The organism is Albidovulum sediminis, from assembly GCF_025380365.1.
In the GTDB taxonomy this organism is placed as follows: domain Bacteria; phylum Pseudomonadota; class Alphaproteobacteria; order Rhodobacterales; family Rhodobacteraceae; genus Albidovulum; species Albidovulum sediminis.
Genome location: NZ_JAOCQF010000003.1, coordinates 203147 through 218487 on the forward strand (window position 1 = coordinate 203147; position 15341 = coordinate 218487).

Sequence of the window (15341 nt, forward strand, 5' to 3'; positions counted from 1 at the left end):
CGCAGCCGAGGCTTAGTCGATCGTCGCCGCGAAGGAAAGCGGTGCGGAATCGGCTTGATTTCAATCAATCGTTTGATTAAATAATCACCGACACAAGGATTGCACATGACCATCCCATCGACCGCACCGGAAGGGACGCAGGCCGCCTTGATCGCCGCCGGGCTTCACCTGTTCGGGCGAGACGGCTTCGCCGGCACTTCCACCCGCGACATCGCCGCCCGTGCGGGGACGAATGTCGCGTCGATCGCCTATCACTTCGGCGGCAAGGAAGGCTTGCGGCTGGCCTGCGCACGCGAAGTCGTGCGTCGGCTGGGCACCGTCATATCGGCGCCGGATGCGCAGGCCCTTTCCCGCGACGCGGCGCGGCGGCAGCTTGAGATGACGCTGCGCGCCCTTGTCCTGTTTCTGACCACGGCAGAGGATTCCGCCGATCTCGTCGCCTTCATGCTGCGCGAGGTGGGTGAAAACGGCCCGGCTTTGGCGGAAATCTACGCAACGCTGATTGAGCCGCGCCACCGCGCCGTTTGCGCCCTCTGGGCCACCGCCACCGGGCAGGAGGCCGAAAGCGAGGATGTGCGCCTGTCCGTCTTCGCCTTCCTTGGGCAGGCGATCTATTTCCGCATCGCCCGCCCGATCGTGGAACGCCGGCTGGGCTGGGGGCAGATCGGCCCGGATGAGGCCAACCGCATCGCCGACCGCCTTGTTCTGAACCTTCGCGCGCAGCTTTCCGAAAGGACCCCGGCATGATCCTGTGCTCGATCCCCCTCATCGCGTCGCTGTTCACCGCCTGCACCCCCGCACCGCCCTTCGCGACGGGCTACGTCGAGGGCGAATATGTGCTCGTCGCGCCTGTCGCGACGGCGGAGGTCGCGGAGATTCCGGTCCGGCGCGGCGACCGGGTGGTTACGGGCGCGATCCTGGCAGTGATGGAGCGCGAGGACGCCGAAATCGCGCTGGCCGAATCGCGCGCGGCCCTTGCGCGGGCAGAAAGCGAGCTTGCCAACCTGAAGGAGGGCCGTCGCCCCGAAGAGATACGCGTGCTGGAGGCGGCGCTGACGTCGGCCCGGGCCGAGGCGGCGGAACGGGATCGCGCGGCCGAACGGCTGGCGCAGCTTGCCGCGCGCGGAGCCGCGACGGAAGCGCAGCGCGATGACGCGGCCACGGCGGCCGAAGTGGCCCATGCCCGCGTGGCACAGGCCGAGGCCGATCTTGCCGTCGCCCGCCTGCCCGCCCGCGCGCAGCAGATCGCAGCGGCGGAGGCGACCGTGGATGGCGCTGGGGCAGCACTGGCGCGGGCGGAATGGACACTGGACAAGCGCCGCCTGACGGCACCGGCGCCCGGGATCGTCGCGGACGTGATCCGGACGCCGGGCGAGATTGCCGGACCTTCCGCCCCGATCCTGTCGCTGCTACCCGATGGCGCGGTCAAGCTGCGCCTTTATGTCCCCGAGACGCTTGTCTCGGCCGTCCACCCGGGGGACAAGCTCAATTTCCGCTGCGACGGCTGCCCCGGCACCGCCACCGCCACGGTCACCTACGTCTCCGACAAGGTGGAGTTCACCCCTCCCGTCATCTATTCGCGCGAGAACCGCCAGAAGCTCGTCTACCTGATCGAGGCCGCACCCGACGACGGCTCGGGCCTCAAGCCCGGCCAGATCGTCGATGTGACCCTGCCTGGTGCGGCGCGATGAGCGTCGAACCGGCGATCGAGGTGCGCGGCCTGGTCAAGCGCTTCGGCGGGCGGGCGGTGGTGGACGAGGTGTCGCTCTCCGTCCAGACGGGCGAGATCGCTGGCTTCCTCGGCCCGAACGGATCGGGCAAGACGACGACGATCCGGCTGCTCTGCGGGCTTCTGACCCCGGATGCCGGCGAGGGCCGCGTTCTCGGCCACGACATCCGGCGCGAGGGGCGCGCGATCAAGCGCGAAGTGGGCTACATGACTCAGCGCTTCTCATTCTACGAAGACCTGACGATCGAGGAAAACCTGCGGTTCGTCGCCGGGCTTTACGGGCTCAGCCCCGCGGCGCGGGCGGTCACCGACACGCTGGCCGATCTTGGCCTGACCTCGCGGCGCCGGCAGTTGGCGGGCACGCTGTCGGGCGGCTGGAAGCAGCGGCTGGCACTTGCGGCCTGCATCATGCACGGGCCGCGTCTCCTGATGCTCGACGAACCCACGGCGGGCGTCGACCCGAAGGCCCGGCGCGACTTCTGGGACGAGATTCACCGGCTATCCGCGGGTGGTCTGACCGTCCTCGTCTCGACCCACTACATGGACGAGGCGGAGCGGTGCCACCGGATCAACTATATCTCCTATGGCAAGCTGATCGCGCGGGGCAGCGTGGCCGAGGTCGTCGCAAACGCGGGGCTTGTCACGCTCGTTCTCGACGGCGGCGACATCGCGGGGGCCGCGAAAGCCCTTGCCGGCGCGCCGGGGGTGGAGCAGGTGGCACCCTTCGGCGCGACGCTGCACGTCGTGGGCCGCGACCCCCGGACCCTTGCCGCGACCGCCGGGCGGGTGGCGGAAGCACATGGCTGCGCCGTCCATCCCGCGGAGACGAGCCTTGAAGATGTGTTCATCCAATTGATGGGCGGCAGCCAGGACAACATGACATGACGCGGTTCTTTTCCCTCACCCGGCTTGGCGCGCTTCTGGTCAAGGAACTGATCCAGATGCGGCGCGACCGCATCACCTTCGCCATGATGCTGGGCGTGCCGCTGATGCAGCTCCTGCTCTTCGGCTTCGCCATCAACTCCGACCCGAAGAGCCTTCCTGCCGCACTCGTCGCGCCCACTCAGGACCGCTACAGCCGCGCCATCGTCACCGCGCTGGAACTGACCGGCTACTACCGCTTCACCCATCCCGACGCCTCGGCGGCCGAGGCCGAGGCGCTGATCGCGCGGGGAGAGGTGTCCTTTGTCGTCACGCTGCCTTCGGACTTCGGGCGCCGGGTGGACCGCGGCGACCATCCCCAGCTTCTGATCGAGGCGGATGCGACCGACCCATCGGTGGCCTCCGGGGCCATCTCGACCCTGTCGACGGTGGCGGCGGATGCGCTCCTGCGCGAACGCGGGATCGAGGCGCAGGCGCGCGAGGCATCAGGCCAGGCGCTCGATGTCGTCGTGCACCGCCGCTACAACCCCGAAGGCGTGACCCAGTACAACATCGTTCCGGGCCTTCTGGGCGTGATCCTGCAGATGACCATGGTGATGATGACCGCGATGGCGCTGACCCGGGAACTTGAACGCGGCACCATGGAGAATCTGCTGTCCATGCCCGCCACGCCGATCGAGATCATGCTGGGCAAGATCCTGCCCTATCTCGGCGTCGGCGCGGTTCAGGTCGCGGTCGTCCTCCTCGCCGCCCGCGCGATCTTCCACGTCCCGTTCCTTGGCCCGATCCCCCTGCTTCTGGCGGGGATATTCATCTTCGTCAGCGCGCTCGTGATCCTGGGCTACCTTTTCTCGACCGTGGCCCGGACCCAGATGCAGGCGATGCAGTTGGCCTTTTTCTACTTCCTGCCGTCACTGCTCTTGTCGGGCTTCATGTTTCCCTATCGCGGCATGCCGTCCTGGGCACAGGCCCTGGGCGAGGTTTTTCCTCTGACCCACTTCCTGCGGATCGTGCGCGCGGTGATGCTGAAGGGGGCCGATGCCGCCGCGGTCGCGCAGCCGATGGCGGCGCTGACGCTGTTCGCCGCGGGCTTTGCCACGCTGGCGCTTCTGCGGTTCCGCCAGACGCTGGACTGAGCCGCGTCCGGCGCCCGCAGGATCAGCCGGAAATGCCCACCGTGACCTGGCCGCTGATGCTCAGCCCGGGCGCCGGCTCAGCCGCGGGCGGTTTCGGCGGCCCGTCTGCCCCGCAGGCAGCAAGCACCAGGAGCGCGGCCAGCGCGATCAGCGTTTTCATCTCAGCACATCCTTCCAGCGGGCCACCTGCGCGCGGACCTGTTCCGGCGCGGTTCCGCCGTAGCTTTGCCGGCTCGCGACAGAGTTGTGAACCCCGAGCACCGAGTAGACCGACTGGTTGATCGCCGGATGGGCCGCAGTCATCTCGGCCAGCGTCAGGTCGGGCAGGTCGCAGCCCTTCTTCTCCGCCAGCGCCACCAGCGCGCCGGTGACGTGGTGCGCCTCGCGGAACGGCAGCCCCGCCTCGCGCACCAGCCAGTCGGCAAGATCGGTCGCGGTCGAAAAGCCCGAAGCGGCCGCGCGTTCCAGGTTGGCGACATTCGCGGTCATGTCGCGGACCATGCCCTCCATCGCCGCCAGCGCCAGCATCAGGCTGTCGGCGGCATCGAAGACCTGTTCCTTGTCCTCCTGCATGTCCTTGGAATAGGCGAGCGGCAGGCCCTTCATCACCATCATCAGCGCGACATTGGCGCCCATGATCCGCCCCACCTTGGCGCGGATCAGTTCCGCCGCGTCGGGGTTCTTCTTCTGCGGCATGATCGAGGAGCCGGTGGAGAATCGGTCGGACAGCGCCACGAAGCGGAACTGGGCCGAGGACCAGATCACCAGTTCTTCCGCGAAACGGGAAAGGTGCATGGCGCAGATCGAGGCGGCGGCCAGGAACTCCAGCGCGAAGTCGCGGTCCGAGACGGCATCGAGCGAGTTGGCCATCGGCCGGTCGAATCCAAGCGCCGCCGCCGTCGCGTGCCGGTCGATCGGGAACGACGTGCCGGCCAGCGCCGCGGCGCCGAGGGGGCATTCGTTCATCCGGACCCGCGCATCGCGGAACCGGCCGGTGTCGCGGGCGAACATCTCCACATAGGCCATCATGTGATGGCCCCAGGTCACCGGCTGCGCCGTCTGCAGATGGGTGAAGCCGGGCATGACCCAGTCGGCCCCCACCTCTGCCTGCGCCACAAGCGCGCGCGAGAGCGCCGTCAGGCCAGCGATCGCCGCATCGGCCTGGTCGCGCACCCACAGCCGGAAGTCGGTCGCCACCTGGTCGTTGCGGGACCGCGCGGTGTGCAGCCGCCCGGCCGGCTCGCCGATCACTTCCTTCAACCGCGCCTCCACGTTCATGTGGATGTCCTCCAGCGCGGTCGAAAAGGTGAACTTTCCCCCCTCGATCTCTGACAAGACCGTGAGCAGCCCTTCCCCAATCGCCTCGGCATCCTTAGTGGTGATGATGCCCTGCGCCGCGAGCATCGCGGCGTGGGCCCGGCTGCCCCGGATATCCTGGGCGTAAAGCCGCCGGTCGAAGCCGATCGAGGCGTTGATCGCCTCCATGATCGCGTCCGGCCCGGCGGCGAAACGCCCGCCCCACATGGCGTTGGAGGATTTGGTGCTGTCGGTCATCGTCAACGGGCCCTTCGGAGGCAAAATGCGCAAGATCCTGTCCGCCGTCCTCTACACGGCCCTCGCTCTCGGTGCAAACGCCCAGACGCTGGACACGGCGCCGGCGCAGGCCGCTGCCACCGGCGGCATGCAGAAGCTGGTCTTTGCCGAAAGCCCCGCCGAGGCCATCGACGCCGTTCTTCTGGACGAGGCCGAGGCCGAGCACCGCGTGTCCGACTGGCGCGGGAAGGTGGTCCTCTTGAACTTCTGGGCGACATGGTGCGCGCCTTGCCGGGCAGAGCTTGGTTCGCTCGACCGGCTCGAAGCGGCGCTCGGCGGGGAGGACTTTGCCGTCCTCACCGTGGCCACAGGGCCCAACCCAGTTCCGGCCATCCGCAAGCTGTTCGGCGAGGAAGGCATCACGAACCTGCCGATCCTGCGCGACCCGCGCCAGCAGTTCGCCCGTTCAATGGGGGTTCTCGGCCTTCCGATCACGGTGATCCTGGACCGCGAGGGGCGCGAGATCGCGCGCCTCATCGGCGATGCGGAATGGGATTCGCCCGAGGCGCAGGCGGTCATCGCCGCCCTTGTGGCAGGCTGAGCCTCAGCCCGACAGGTCCGCGTGGCGGGGGCAGGTCACGATGTGGTCGTTGACCATCCCCACCGCCTGCATGAAGGCATAGACGATGGTCGGCCCGGCAAAGCGGAAGCCCGCCTTCTTCAGGTCCTTCGAGACCCGCTCCGACAGCGGCGTGACGGCGGGCACCTCGGCCATGCCGCGAAGGTTGTTCTGAAGGGGCGTGCCGCCGACATAGCGCCACAGCCATTGATCGAACCCCTCGCCCTCGGCGATCCTCAGATAGGCCTGGGCATTGCCGATCGTCGCCTCGATCTTCGCCCGCGACCGCACGATCCCCGGATCTGCAAGCAACCGCGCCACCTCGGCCTCCCCCCAGCCGGCGATGACCTCGGGCTCGAAGCCGGCGAAGGCGGCCCGAAACCCCTCGCGCTTGCGCAGGATGGTGATCCAGGCCAGCCCTGCCTGAAAGCCGTCGAGGATGAGCTTTTCCCACAGCGCGCGCGGATCGTACTCGGGAACACCCCATTCGGTGTCGTGATAGGCGACATAGAGGGGATCGGTGCCGCACCAGGGGCATCTTTCGTTCATTTCGCGCTCCTTTTTCCTGTTCGCCTTTACAGCTTCTTAGGCGGTTCTGTCGATGCTGGCACCGAAGCGGAGGACCGGCATGAGAAAAGGCAGGACGAATCGTTCAGGGCTCGATCCCGCCGGCGAAAGCCCGCTGAACGCGGCCGTCGCGGCGCGCGACAGGAATGCGATCCAGATGGTGCAGACCGCGGTCGACCGGAAGGAGGTCATGCTGGCCTTTCAGCCCGTGGTACCCGCCTCCGACCCCGGCCGGCCCGCGTTCCACGAGGCGCTGATCCGCATCCTCGACGATACAGGACGCATCATTCCCGCGCGCGATTTCATCGACGCGATCGAAACGAGTGAACTTGGCCGCAAGATCGACTGCCTCGCGCTGGAAATGGGGCTTGCCGAGCTTCGCGCGGTGCCGGGGCTCCGGCTCTCGGTCAACATGTCCGCCCGGTCGATCGGATATCCGCAGTGGATGCGACTCCTTCAGCGCGGCCTGGCAGACGATCCGACCACGGGCGAACGGCTGATCCTCGAGATCACCGAAGCCTCCGCCATGGTCGTGCCCGACATCGTGATGGTCTTCATGCGCGACCTTCAGCAGCAGGGGCTTGCCTTCGCGCTCGACGACTTCGGTGCCGGGTTCACCTCGATCCGCTATCTCAGGGATTTCTACTTCGACATCCTGAAGATCGACGGCCAGTTCATCCGCGGCGTGGCGGGCAACCGCGACAACCAGTGCCTGACGCGGGCGCTGCTGGACATCGCCCACCACTTCGACATGTTCGCCGTCGCGGAATCGGTCGAGGACGCCCGCGATGCGACCTACCTGGCCGGGATTGGCATGGACTGCCTCCAGGGCTATCACTTCGGCGCGCCGGTCGTTCATCCCCCCTGGCGGCAGGCGGAGAAGGGGCGCCGAAGGGCCCTTACCTCGGGATAACGGGGCATTCACGGCGCCTTTCTCTTGACGCAGGCGCAGCATTGGTCATGCTGCAGGGCGGCGCGGGGGATCGTCAGGTCCGACCGCTTTCGGATCATGCCATGACAGGGGACCCACCATGACAAACGTCGTCATCGTATCGGCTGCGCGGACAGCCGTCGGCAGCTTCAACGGCTCTTTCGCCAATACACCGGCCCATGACCTTGGCGCCGCCGTGCTTGATGCGGTCGTCGCCCGCGCCGGCATCGACAAGGCCGAGGTTTCGGAAACGATTCTGGGTCAGGTTCTGACCGCGGGACAGGGCCAGAACCCGGCACGCCAGGCGCATATCAAGGCGGGCCTGCCCCAGGAAAGTGCCGCCTGGTCGATCAACCAGGTCTGCGGCTCGGGCCTTCGCTCCGTCGCGCTGGCCGCGCAGCACGTCCAGCTTGGCGATGCGTCGATCGTTGCCGCTGGCGGCCAGGAGAGCATGTCGCTCGCCCCGCATGTCGCGCATCTGCGGGCCGGCCAGAAGATGGGCGACCTGAGCTTCATCGACTCGATGATCAAGGACGGCCTCTGGGACGCCTTCAACGGCTATCACATGGGCACGACGGCGGAAAACGTCGCCCAGCGCTGGCAGATCAGCCGCGAGATGCAGGATACGTTCGCGCTTGCCAGCCAGAACAAGGCCGAAGCGGCGCAGAAGGCCGGCAAGTTCAAGGACGAGATCATCCCCTTCGTCATCAAGACCCGCAAGGGCGACGTCACGGTCGACGCGGACGAATACATCCGTCATGGCGCCACCATGGACGCGATGACCAAGCTGCGCCCGGCCTTCGCCAAGGACGGCTCGGTCACCGCCGGCAACGCCTCGGGCCTGAACGACGGCGCTGCGGCGGTCCTGGTGATGAGCGAGGCGGAGGCCGCCAAACGCGGGCTGAAGCCGATCGCGCGCATCGCCTCCTACGCGACCGCCGGTCTCGACCCCGCCATCATGGGCGTCGGCCCCATCCATGCCAGCCGCAGGGCGCTTGAAAAGGCAGGCTGGAAAGCCGCCGATCTCGACCTTGTCGAGGCGAACGAGGCCTTTGCGGCCCAGGCCTGCGCGGTCAACAAGGACATGGGCTGGGATCCGGCACGGGTCAACGTCAACGGCGGCGCCATCGCCATCGGCCACCCGATCGGCGCATCGGGGGCGCGAATCCTCAACACGCTTCTGTTCGAAATGCAGAGATCGGGCGCGAAGAAGGGTCTTGCGACCCTGTGCATCGGCGGCGGCATGGGCGTTGCCATGTGCCTCGAGCGGGCCTGATCTTCACGTTGCAGCGAAATCTTTCTGCAAAAGCAAAAAACGGGCGCAACAATGTTGCGCCCGCTTTCGCATTTGGCTAACAGGATTTCAAAGTCACGTCGTTTTCAGGAGGAATCATGACGAGGGTTGCATTGGTCACCGGCGGGTCCCGCGGCATCGGAGCCGCCATTTCCGTGGCCCTGAAGGCGGCGGGATACAAGGTTGCCGCCAACTATGCCGGCAATGACGAGGCCGCTGCCGCCTTCACGAAGGAAACCGGGATTCCGACCTACAAGTGGTCGGTCGCCGACTACGACGCCTGCAAGGACGGGATCGCCAAGGTGGAGGCCGACCTCGGCCCCGTCGACATCCTCGTGAACAACGCCGGGATCACCCGCGACGCGATGTTCCACAAGATGACCCCCGCCCAATGGAAAGAGGTGATCGACACCAACCTGTCGGGCGTCTTCAACATGACCCACCCGGTCTGGTCGGGGATGCGCGACCGCAAGTTCGGGCGCGTGATCAACATCTCCTCCGTCAACGGCCAGAAGGGGCAGGCGGGGCAGGCCAACTATTCCGCGGCCAAGGCGGGCGATATCGGCATCACCCGCGCCCTGGCGCAGGAAGGCGCCCGCGCGGGGATCACCGTGAACGCCATCTGCCCGGGCTATATCGGCACGGACATGGTGAAGGCGATCGACGAAAAGGTTCTGGCCGAACGCATCATTCCCCAGATCCCGGTCGGCCGCCTTGGCGAACCCGAGGAAATCGCGCGCTGCGTCGTGTTCCTTGCGTCCGACGACGCGGGCTTCATCACCGGTTCGACGATCTCGGCGAACGGCGGTCAGTTCTTCTCCTGACCGGAGGAGCATTGTATAGGGGGCCGGTCCACAGGGGCCGGCCCCTTGTCATGGGAGTATGGAATGACGAAGGGGCAGGCCACGATCACGGGCTTCATCGCGGTGCTTCTCTGGGCGCTTCTGGCCGCGCTGACCGTGGGCACGGCGCCGATGCCGCCGCTCCTGCTCACGGCCGTCACCTTCGCCATCGGGGGGGCGATCGGATTGGCGTGGATCGCCTGGACCGGCGGCTGGCGCGATCTGCTGCACGTCTCGCCCAAGGTCTATCTGTTCGGGACGGCGGGGCTTTTCGGCTATCACTTCCTCTATTTCTCGGCGCTCCGTCTTGCCCCGCCGGCGGAGGCAAGCCTGATCGCCTACCTTTGGCCATTGTTCATCGTCTTGCTGTCCGGGCTGCTGCCTGGAGAACGTCTGAACGCGGGCCATGTCGCCGGCGCGCTTCTGGCATTCGCGGGCGCCGCGCTGATCCTTTCGGGCGGCGCGGGCGGCGACCTGACGGGCGGCGCCATCGCGGGCCTGGGGCTTGCGTTCCTCTGCGCACTCACCTGGGCCGGCTATTCCGTCGGCTCGCGCCTTCTGGGGCAGGCGCCCACTGCCTCTGTCGCGATCTTCTGCGTGATGACCGCGGTGCTGTCCGCCCTCGCGCATCAGCTGACCGAGGTCACCGCCTGGCCGGCATCGGGCTGGGGCTGGGCAAGTTGCATCGCGCTGGGCGTCGGCCCGGTCGGGCTGGCGTTCTATGTCTGGGATATCGGCGTCAAGCGCGGCAACATCCAGTTGCTGGGCGTGACGTCCTACGCGGCGCCGCTGCTTTCAACGATTGTCCTGATCCTCGCGGGGCAAGCCGAGGCTTCCCCGCGGATCGCAATCTCCGCCGCATTGATCACCTCGGGCGCCGTCATGGCCGCACGGGCCGGCGCCCGCAAACGCCCCCTTCAGGCCTGACTGAGGCGAGCGATCTCTTCCTTGAGCCGCAGTTTCTGCTTTTTCATCTCCGCGATTTCCAGATCGTCGTAGCCAGGATGGCGCTGCGCCTCTTCCACGGCCTCGGACAGATTCTGGTGTTTCTTGCGAAGTTCCTGCAGGTGCGAACCCATCGACATCGTCGTCTCCTCTCCTGTGAAACCTGTCACGATCCCATCACATATGGTGAGTCGTGTCACGCGGAACCAGAGCGCGATCCGCGGTGGGACAGCATGACGCGCAGCAGGTTTACAAAGAATTGAAGCGTCAGACCGGAATCCCCAAACCGGACCGCAGAACCGCCTGCGCCGCCGGCGTGAAGCTCTCGCCGTCGCGCTCGTGGCGGTCGCCGGTGTGCAGGATGAAGGGGGCGAGCAATCGCAAGGGCGCGCGCCCTCCCTTGCGGGCCCGAAGGATCACGCGGGTGGCGTCGCGGCCTGTGCGCGGGGCGACCGGCAGGATCGTGATGCTGCCCGCACCCTTCAGATCCAGCATGTCCGCCAGTCGGTCCGCAGACTGGATCACGGTCAGCCAGCCGCCCGGTTTCAGTCGCCGCAGCGCAACCTCGAACCAGAGCGACAGCGGCGTTTCCTCGCGCAGCGCGCGCTCGCGTCCGGCATCGCGCGCGGCTGTTCCGGCATGCGCGGGATAGTAGGGGGGATTGGCGATGACGTGATCGAAGCTCCGCGTTCGCAAGCCGGGCGGCAAGTGCGCGATGTCCCCCTCGGCGACCTCGAGCGCGACGCCATTCCCGGCGGCGTTCCGACGCGCCAGTTCGCCATAGTCCGGCTGTATCTCGACGCCCGCGACCGACACCCCCGGAACCCGCACGGCGAGGCAAAGTGCGGCGACACCTGCACCGCAGCCCAGTTCCAGAACGGTTTGCCCCTGACGTGCGGGGCAAGCCGCAGCCAGAAGGACCGGGTCCATTGCCGCGCGATAGCCCTGCTTCGGCTGCCAGATCCTGAGGCGCCCGCCGAGAAATGCATCGCAGGACAGGTCCGCCTCGGCAAACATCAACCGTGCGGTCCGATGCCGTTGTCGCGCAGGATCGCACTCGCGATGAAGTGATCCTGATCGCGCACCATGAGCCTTTTCGGAAGCAATCCGATCGAGCCCTCCAGAATGCTCATGTGGACGTCCAGCTCAAACACCGCTATATCCTCCGCTTCAAGAAGGGCGGTTGCGAAGGCGATCACGGTCGGGTCGTTGGTGCGCACAAGCTCTTTCATGATCCGAGACTTAAGGACAAGCCCCAGCGTTTGTCGAGGGTGGACGGGACGGCGATGGGTTTGGACAGTACCGTGAAGAAACCGCATGACCGGCTCAGCGCGCATCTGGCCGGTGACATGGCCCGCGTGAACACGCTCATTCGGGAACGCATGGCGTCGGAGCATGCGCCGCGCATCCCCGAAGTCACCGCCCATCTGGTCGAGGCGGGGGGCAAGCGGCTGCGGCCGCTTCTGACGCTCGCCGCGGCCCGTATGTGCGGCTATGACGGTCCCTATCATATCCACCTGGCCGCGACGGTGGAGTTCATCCACACCGCCACGCTGCTGCACGACGACGTGGTCGACGAAAGCCGACAGCGGCGCGGGCGTCCGACGGCAAACCTGCTGTGGGACAACAAGTCCTCGGTCCTTGTCGGCGACTATCTTTTCTCGCGGTCGTTCCAGCTGATGGTCGAGACCGGGTCGCTGCGCGTCCTCGACATCCTGGCCAACGCCTCCGCGACCATCGCGGAAGGCGAGGTGCTGCAACTGACCGCCGCGCAAGACCTTCGCACGGACGAGGCGATCTACCTCAAGGTGATCCGCGGCAAGACCGCCGCGCTGTTTTCCGCCGCGACCGAGGTGGGCGGCGTGATCGCCGGCGCGCCGGAAGATCAGGTGCGCGCCCTTCACACCTATGGCGATGCGCTCGGCATCGCTTTCCAGATGGTGGACGACATCCTGGACTATGGCGGGGCGACCGAGGTTATCGGCAAGAACGTGGGCGACGATTTCCGCGAACGCAAGCTGACGCTGCCGGTGATCAAGGCCGTCGCGAAGGCCACGCCCTCCGAGCGCGAGTTCTGGCGCCGCGTGATCGAGAAGGGCGACCAGCAGGACGGCGATCTGGAACAGGCGATGGCGCTGATGGACCGGCACGGCACCATCGCATCGGCCAGGACCGACGCAATGGACTGGGCGTCGCGGGCCAAGGCGGCGCTGGAGGCGCTGCCGCCGCACCCGCTGCGCGCGATGCTGTCAGATCTGGCGGATTACGTCGTCTCGCGCGTCAGCTGAGAACGGCGGCCTCTTCCACCCACCAGCCGGGTTGCCGGTGCCTGAGGGCGGCGGCGGCTTCGGTGGCGGCGGTGCGATCGGCGAACAGCCCGAAGCAGGTGGCGCCCGACCCCGACATCCGCGACAGAAGGCAGCCGGGCTGATCGCCGAGGGCGCCGATGACCTCGCCGATCACGGGTTCCAGGGCGCAGGCCGCATCCTCCAGATCGTTGCGGCAGGTGGCAAGGTAGCGCGCGAGGTCGGCAACGTCCGCGAGCGGCGGCAAGGGCGGCAGGGGCGCACCGTCCCGCCGCCTCAGGGCGCCAAAGACCGCGGGCGTCGCCAGGGATACGCCCGGATTGGCCAGGACGAGATGCGCGGGCGGCAGGCCAGAGAGCGGCTCCACTCTCTCTCCGATGCCCTGAACCCGCGCCGGACGACCAATCAGGCAGACCGGAACATCGGCACCAAGCGGGGCGGTCAAGGCCGCCTCGGGAAGCGCGCGCCCCCTCAGCCGGCAGATCGCACGAATGGCGGCCGCCGCGTCCGCAGACCCGCCACCGATGCCCGAGGCGACCGGCAGGTGCTTGGTCAACCTGATCACCACCCGTTCCTCCCCAAGGAACCGGGCCGCACGCAGCACGAGGTTGTCAGGCTCGGCCGTAAGCGCACCGGCCATGGGGCCATCGATGATCAGCCGAAGTTCGGGGCCCGGCGTCACCGCCAACCTGTCGCCGACGCCGGCGAAGACGACAAGACTGTCGAGAAGATGGTAGCCGTCCGCGCGCCGGCCCGTCACATGTAGCGCCAGGTTGACCTTCGCCGGCGCGAAGTCCTCAGTTGTCATTCTTGCTGACAGCCAAGGGCTCTGCGCCCTCCTCGCTCAGCACGACATCCAGACCGACTTCAAGCTTGCGGCGGATGCGCGCGGCTTCTTCCTCGGTATCCGGTTCGAACGACAGGGCGCGCTTCCACTGGAACTCCGCCTCGCGCTGACGGCCGACCGCCCAGTAGACGTCGCCCAGATGGTCGTTGACGATGCTGTCGACCGGCATCAGTTCGACCGCCCGCTCCATGTGCTCCACCGCTTCCTCATAGCGGCCGAGGCGGTAGAGCGCCCAGCCGAGGCTGTCGACGATGTAGCCGTCATCGGGCTTCGCTGCGACCGCCTTCTCGATCATGGAGAGCGCCTCATCGAGGTTCGTCTTCATCTCGAGGAACGAATACCCCATGTAGTTCAGCACCTGCGGCTGATCGGGACTCAGCTCCAGCGCCTTGCGGAAATCGGCCTCGGCCGCCGACCAGTTCTTTTCGCGCTCGAAGCAGATCCCGCGGGTATAATAGACAACCCACTGGCCGGGCTGTTCCGGCGGCAGCGCGGCAATCGCCTTGTCATAGGCCGCCGCGGCCTCTGCGAAACGCTCCTCCCGACGCAGGATGTCGCCCAGGTTCGACCAGACGATGGCGACGTCGGGCTTGGTCTTGGCCAACGATTCAAGCGCCTCGATCGCGGCGTCGACACGGTCGCCCGCAACCAGCGCATCGATCCGCCCCAGTTCCGCGGTCAGGTAGGACGGATCGTCGGGGGCGATCCGGTTGTAGGTCTGGGTCGCCAGATCATACTGCTCCTGGCGTTCGAGGATGCCGGCGGACATCAGGATCGCGTCGACATAGTCCGGCCGCATGAATTCGGCCAGCCGCGTGAAGGTCAGCGCGTCGAGCGCCCCCGTCTCCGCGTTCAACACACCCGCGACCGTCGCAAAGACCTCGGCAACGCCGTCGGCGGGGCTGCGGATCACGTCGAAGGGCACCGTCTCGCCCGCAACCAGGCGCGCGCGCAGCGCGTCCAGTTCCGGGTCGACGGCACCACCAACAACCCGCTCGATCAGTTCGATCGCCGCCGGGTTGCGCTCCAGCTGGCTCAGCACTTGGGAATGGGCGATGACCCCACGCCGGGTCGCTTGCAGCGGGCCGCCCGCCTCGCCGGAAAAGATGCCGTCCGCGCCCTCGAAATCCCCGACCGAGGCCAGCGCCAGCGCCTTGTGGTAAAGGCCGAAGCTGCGCAGGCCGGATTGTTCGGCGATATCGTCGAACGCGGTGATCGCCTCGGACATCTGGCCCTGGCCGACCAGCGCCCAGGCCCTGAAGAGATGATCGACAAGCGGTCCGGCAGTGTGGCCCCCGTCCAGTTCGGCAAGCGCCCCGGTATAGTCGCCCTGCTGGGCAAGGTCGGCCAGGATGACCAGCGTCACCACCTGGCTGTCATACCCGCGGTCCCGTTGCTTGCGGGCGATCGGAATGGCCTTCTCGGGCTGGCCGCGGGCGATCTGCGACAGGATCGCCGTTTCGGCCACGGCGGAGTTCGTCGGGTCCTGCTGCAACGCCAGCGCAAGATAGATCGCGGCCTGGTCGTAGTTGAACATCGAGAACGCCTGCCGGCCCGCCAGATAGGGCCCGGCCAGACCCTCGGCAGACAGGGCATCGGACCCCTGGGTCAGAAGACCCAACGCAAGGGCAATGGAAAGACGTGCGGACAAGATCGGCTCCTCCGGGCAGACTTGAGAGGGAGCCTAGTGTGCGCCGCCTGGCAAGGCAA

18 protein-coding genes are annotated in these 15341 nt (G+C 67.2%); 10 read left to right on the forward strand and 8 right to left on the reverse strand.

The window, feature by feature from the left end; genetic code table 11:
- Positions 1 to 105 precede the first annotated feature (105 nt).
- From N5I32_RS15875 to N5I32_RS15890, 4 genes are read left to right on the forward strand one after another with little or no spacing between them, the layout of a single operon-like run.
- Entirely contained in the window at positions 106 to 747 is a 642-nt protein-coding gene (locus N5I32_RS15875; protein WP_261496895.1) for a CerR family C-terminal domain-containing protein, read from the forward strand.
- Positions 744 to 1691, forward strand: coding sequence for an HlyD family secretion protein (locus N5I32_RS15880; RefSeq protein WP_261496896.1), 948 nt, complete (start codon positions 744 to 746; stop codon positions 1689 to 1691). The genes N5I32_RS15875 and N5I32_RS15880 overlap by 4 nt, the downstream gene beginning before the upstream one ends.
- On the forward strand, positions 1688 to 2614 hold the full coding sequence (locus N5I32_RS15885; RefSeq protein ID WP_261496897.1) for an ABC transporter ATP-binding protein: 927 nt from the start codon (positions 1688 to 1690) through the stop codon (positions 2612 to 2614). The genes N5I32_RS15880 and N5I32_RS15885 overlap by 4 nt, the downstream gene beginning before the upstream one ends.
- Positions 2611 to 3747 carry an ABC transporter permease gene (locus tag N5I32_RS15890; protein ID WP_261496898.1) on the forward strand — a complete coding sequence of 379 codons (1137 nt, stop codon included), beginning with the start codon at positions 2611 to 2613 and terminating at the stop codon, positions 3745 to 3747. The genes N5I32_RS15885 and N5I32_RS15890 overlap by 4 nt, the downstream gene beginning before the upstream one ends.
- A gap of 22 nt (positions 3748 to 3769) precedes the next feature.
- Here the strand turns inward: N5I32_RS15890 and N5I32_RS15895 are convergent, their stop codons facing one another.
- Both N5I32_RS15895 and argH read right to left on the reverse strand, forming a co-directional pair.
- Positions 3770 to 3907: a hypothetical protein gene (locus N5I32_RS15895; protein WP_261496899.1), complete on the reverse strand. Its 138-nt coding sequence runs from the start codon at positions 3905 to 3907 to the stop codon at positions 3770 to 3772.
- Positions 3904 to 5301 (reverse strand): argininosuccinate lyase, encoded by a 1398-nt coding sequence (gene argH / locus N5I32_RS15900; RefSeq protein ID WP_261496900.1) that lies wholly within the window; start codon positions 5299 to 5301, stop codon positions 3904 to 3906. The genes N5I32_RS15895 and argH overlap by 4 nt, the downstream gene beginning before the upstream one ends.
- 25 nt (positions 5302 to 5326) lie before the next feature.
- Between argH and N5I32_RS15905 the strand changes: the two genes are divergently transcribed.
- Positions 5327 to 5881 (forward strand): TlpA disulfide reductase family protein, encoded by a 555-nt coding sequence (locus N5I32_RS15905; RefSeq protein ID WP_261496901.1) that lies wholly within the window; start codon positions 5327 to 5329, stop codon positions 5879 to 5881.
- A gap of 3 nt (positions 5882 to 5884) precedes the next feature.
- Here the strand turns inward: N5I32_RS15905 and N5I32_RS15910 are convergent, their stop codons facing one another.
- Complete coding sequence (locus N5I32_RS15910; protein WP_261496902.1) at positions 5885 to 6448, reverse strand: DNA-3-methyladenine glycosylase I; 564 nt, start codon at positions 6446 to 6448, stop codon at positions 5885 to 5887.
- 79 nt (positions 6449 to 6527) lie between these two features.
- On the opposite strand from N5I32_RS15910, the gene N5I32_RS15915 reads away from it, so the two are divergent.
- The 4 genes from N5I32_RS15915 (at position 6528) to yddG (ending at position 10460) form a co-directional block, all read left to right on the forward strand.
- Positions 6528 to 7379: an EAL domain-containing protein gene (locus N5I32_RS15915; protein WP_261496903.1), complete on the forward strand. Its 852-nt coding sequence runs from the start codon at positions 6528 to 6530 to the stop codon at positions 7377 to 7379.
- Between the two features lie 118 nt (positions 7380 to 7497).
- The gene (locus N5I32_RS15920) at positions 7498 to 8673 is read left to right on the forward strand and encodes an acetyl-CoA C-acetyltransferase (RefSeq protein ID WP_261496904.1); all 1176 of its coding nucleotides are present in this window, start codon (positions 7498 to 7500) and stop codon (positions 8671 to 8673) included.
- Between the two features lie 116 nt (positions 8674 to 8789).
- Complete coding sequence (locus tag N5I32_RS15925) at positions 8790 to 9515, forward strand: beta-ketoacyl-ACP reductase (protein WP_261496905.1); 726 nt, start codon at positions 8790 to 8792, stop codon at positions 9513 to 9515.
- A 63-nt stretch (positions 9516 to 9578) separates the two neighbouring features.
- Entirely contained in the window at positions 9579 to 10460 is an 882-nt protein-coding gene (yddG, locus tag N5I32_RS15930) for an aromatic amino acid exporter YddG (RefSeq protein WP_261496906.1), read from the forward strand.
- Here the strand turns inward: yddG and N5I32_RS15935 are convergent.
- From N5I32_RS15935 to N5I32_RS15945, 3 genes are all read right to left on the reverse strand, one after another.
- Positions 10451 to 10618, reverse strand: coding sequence for a YdcH family protein (locus tag N5I32_RS15935; protein WP_261496907.1), 168 nt, complete (start codon positions 10616 to 10618; stop codon positions 10451 to 10453). The genes yddG and N5I32_RS15935 overlap by 10 nt on opposite strands.
- Positions 10619 to 10745: 127 nt before the next feature.
- Positions 10746 to 11495: a tRNA1(Val) (adenine(37)-N6)-methyltransferase gene (locus tag N5I32_RS15940; RefSeq protein WP_261496908.1), complete on the reverse strand. Its 750-nt coding sequence runs from the start codon at positions 11493 to 11495 to the stop codon at positions 10746 to 10748.
- On the reverse strand, positions 11495 to 11710 hold the full coding sequence (locus N5I32_RS15945) for a putative signal transducing protein (RefSeq protein ID WP_261496909.1): 216 nt from the start codon (positions 11708 to 11710) through the stop codon (positions 11495 to 11497). Before N5I32_RS15945 ends, N5I32_RS15940 begins: the two co-directional genes overlap by 1 nt.
- Before the next feature lie 54 nt (positions 11711 to 11764).
- On the opposite strand from N5I32_RS15945, the gene N5I32_RS15950 reads away from it, so the two are divergent.
- On the forward strand, positions 11765 to 12766 hold the full coding sequence (locus N5I32_RS15950; protein WP_261496910.1) for a polyprenyl synthetase family protein: 1002 nt from the start codon (positions 11765 to 11767) through the stop codon (positions 12764 to 12766).
- Here the strand turns inward: N5I32_RS15950 and N5I32_RS15955 are convergent.
- Both N5I32_RS15955 and N5I32_RS15960 read right to left on the reverse strand, forming a co-directional pair.
- Entirely contained in the window at positions 12759 to 13592 is an 834-nt protein-coding gene (locus tag N5I32_RS15955) for a 4-(cytidine 5'-diphospho)-2-C-methyl-D-erythritol kinase (RefSeq protein WP_261496911.1), read from the reverse strand. The two genes, N5I32_RS15950 and N5I32_RS15955, sit on opposite strands and share 8 nt — an antisense overlap.
- Positions 13582 to 15285 (reverse strand): tetratricopeptide repeat protein, encoded by a 1704-nt coding sequence (locus tag N5I32_RS15960; protein WP_439648218.1) that lies wholly within the window; start codon positions 15283 to 15285, stop codon positions 13582 to 13584. Before N5I32_RS15960 ends, N5I32_RS15955 begins: the two co-directional genes overlap by 11 nt.
- Positions 15286 to 15341: the final 56 nt, after the last annotated feature.